Annotated in this window: 4 protein-coding genes; all 4 read left to right on the top strand. The window is 69.5% G+C overall.

Going from position 1 to position 2,407, the window contains the following annotated elements:
* A partial coding sequence (locus VGO20_RS12060) for an FAD-dependent oxidoreductase (RefSeq protein ID WP_327502593.1) occupies nucleotides 1-997 on the top strand: 997 nt, incomplete at its 5' end.
* An 82-nt stretch (nucleotides 998-1,079) separates the two neighbouring features.
* Complete coding sequence (locus tag VGO20_RS12055) at nucleotides 1,080-1,643, top strand: HPF/RaiA family ribosome-associated protein (RefSeq protein ID WP_327502592.1); 564 nt, start codon at nucleotides 1,080-1,082, stop codon at nucleotides 1,641-1,643.
* A gap of 29 nt (nucleotides 1,644-1,672) precedes the next feature.
* Nucleotides 1,673-2,083 (top strand): DUF3775 domain-containing protein, encoded by a 411-nt coding sequence (locus VGO20_RS12050; RefSeq protein ID WP_327502591.1) that lies wholly within the window; start codon nucleotides 1,673-1,675, stop codon nucleotides 2,081-2,083.
* 10 nt (nucleotides 2,084-2,093) lie between these two features.
* Nucleotides 2,094-2,255, top strand: coding sequence for a hypothetical protein (locus VGO20_RS12045; RefSeq protein WP_327502590.1), 162 nt, complete (start codon nucleotides 2,094-2,096; stop codon nucleotides 2,253-2,255).
* Nucleotides 2,256-2,407 lie beyond the last annotated feature (152 nt).

Raw genomic sequence — 2,407 nt, 5'->3', positions numbered from 1 at the left:
CAACAGCATCATCGTCCATTACGACGAGACCGCGCTCGCGCGCTGGATGGAGCAGGCGGTGTCGGCCGCGGGCGTCGTCCCGCTGCTGGGCGCCGTGCTGCGCGAGGTGGCGGTCGAGGGCCGCCGGCTGACGCGGCTGCGTCTCGCGACCCGCCACGGCGACGTCGAGGTCGCCGCCCGCGGCTTCGTGGACGCCAGCGGCGACGCCGTTCTCGCCTGGCTCGCCGGGCTGGAGGTGCGCGAGCCGGCGGTGCCGGTCTTCGGCACGATGATGTTCACCCTGGAAGGCGTCGACGAGCAGGCGCCGGCCGGCACGCGCGAGCAGATCCACGCGCGGCTGCGCGAGAAGGGGGCGGACTACGGCCTCGCCCGGCAGGACGGGTTCCTGTTCTCGTTCCCGGGCCGCGACCTCTGCCTCGTCAACATGACCCATCTGCCGACGCCGCTCGACCCGGTGGCGATGTCGCGCGCCGTGCTGGAGGGCCGCGCCCAGGTGGACCGGCTGGTCGCCTTCCTGCACGAGCAGTTCCCCGAGCGGCTGGGGCGTGCGCGCGTGCGCAGCTACGGCCAGCCGGGCGTGCGCCAGACCCGCTGGATCGTCGGCGCACACTCGCTCGGCGTAGAGGAGGTGCGCGCCGGCACGCGGTTTCCCGACGCGGTCGCGCGCTGCTCCTGGCCGATCGAGGGGCATCAGGACGAATCCTCCTCCCACTGGGAGGAGTTCGGCGACGACCACATGCACTACGTGCCGCTGGCGTCCATGCTTCCGCCGGGGGCGGACAACCTCGTGGCGGCCGGCCGTTGCATCGACGGCGACGTGGGCGCGCTGTCGAGCGTGCGGGTGATGGGCCCGTGCATCGCGATGGGGGCGGCGGCGGTGCACGCGCTCGACCTCGCCGGTGCCGGTTCGGTCCACGGGATCGATTTCGGGGTGCTGCGCGGGCGCATCGCCGACAACCTGGAGCGCCGCGATCCGGGACCGACGCCGGAGGCGTGAAGGGGCCGAGACATCCGGCGGGGGCGGCTGTTGGCTACTGACCGTCATAGGTACAAAGGGTGCCCGAAAGATGCAAACCCCGTTGGATATTGCCTTTCACAACATCCCGTCCTCGCCCGAGTTGGAAGCCGACATCCGCGGCCGGGTCGAGAAGCTGGAGCGGCTGTTCGACCGCATGGTCGGTTGCCGCGTGGCGGTCGAGGCGCAGCACCAGTCGCACCAGACGGGCAATGTCTACGACGTCCACATCGAGATGGTCGTGCCGGGCGGCGAGCTGGTCGTCAGCCGCCAGCCCAAGAGGGCGAAGGAGAAATACGCGAACCCCGACGTCCATACCTCGATCCGGGACGCCTTCGCCGCCGCCGAGCGCCAGCTCAAGTCCTACAAATCCCAGCTCCGCGGCGACGTGAAGTCCCATGCGGTCAGGGAGCCGGGGCAGGTGTCCCAGCTCTATCCCGCCGAGGACCACGGGTTCATCCTGACTTCCGAGGGAAGCCAGCTCTATTTCCACCGCAACAGCGTCATCGACGACGGCCTGGAGGATCTCCAGGTCGGGGACAAGGTCGATTACGTCGAGTCGATGGGCGACACCGGCCCGACGGCGGTCAAGATCTTCAAGCGCGGGCCGGCCCGCGGCCAAGCCTGAACCCCTCCGCACACACGAGGAGAAGCTCCATGCTGGACCAACTGTCCGTGGAGGAGGTCAAGCGCGTCGCCGATCTGGCGGCCCGCGCCCTGGCCGTTCGCGACCGTCTCGTCAACAAGCTGTACGACGTCGATCTCGGCGACCAGTCGCGCGAGCGCGACCGCAACCCGACCGACCTCGACAGCCTGAGGATTCTCGATTCGGTCGGCAACGCCGACTATGCGGCCCTCAAGGACCACATCGCCTCCCTGTCGACGGAGCAGCGCGACGAGTTGAAGGCCGTGATGCTGATCGGGCGCGGCGACTACGCGGCCGAGCGCTGGGACGACGCCATCGCCGCCGCCCGCGCGGTGCCCGACGGCGACGTCGAGTACGTCGCCGAGAAGGCGCCGCTGCACGACTACCTGATGAAGGGTCTCTACGAACTCAAGCTCGGCTGAGGAGCCTGCCATGTCCGAGAAGGAACGCGACCGCGAGACGCATGAGTCCGGCGGCCCCGGGAAGTCGGGACGGCCGAACGAGAACCCGCCCAACGCACCGAAGCAGAACCAGCCCCCCTACGACGAAGGGCGCTCGGAAGGGGGCAGGGCTCCGGGCCACCCGAAGGGCTGAACTGCCGACAGTGGTACTCCCGAGGGGCATTTGCGCCAATATCGCTAAAATGTTCCAAGTGTGCGGAGGACGCGCGCGTCCTGGACCGCATACTTGGAACGAGCCGTGACTGCCGCCGAACGTGCCATCGCCGAGCTGAAGAGCCTGCTTCC

It is taken from the genome of Arenibaculum sp. (genome assembly GCF_035998295.1).
Taxonomy (GTDB): domain Bacteria; phylum Pseudomonadota; class Alphaproteobacteria; order Azospirillales; family Azospirillaceae; genus DASYHS01.
The sequence above is the reverse complement of the archived record's forward strand: the minus strand, read 5'-3'. Positions and strand labels throughout refer to the sequence as shown.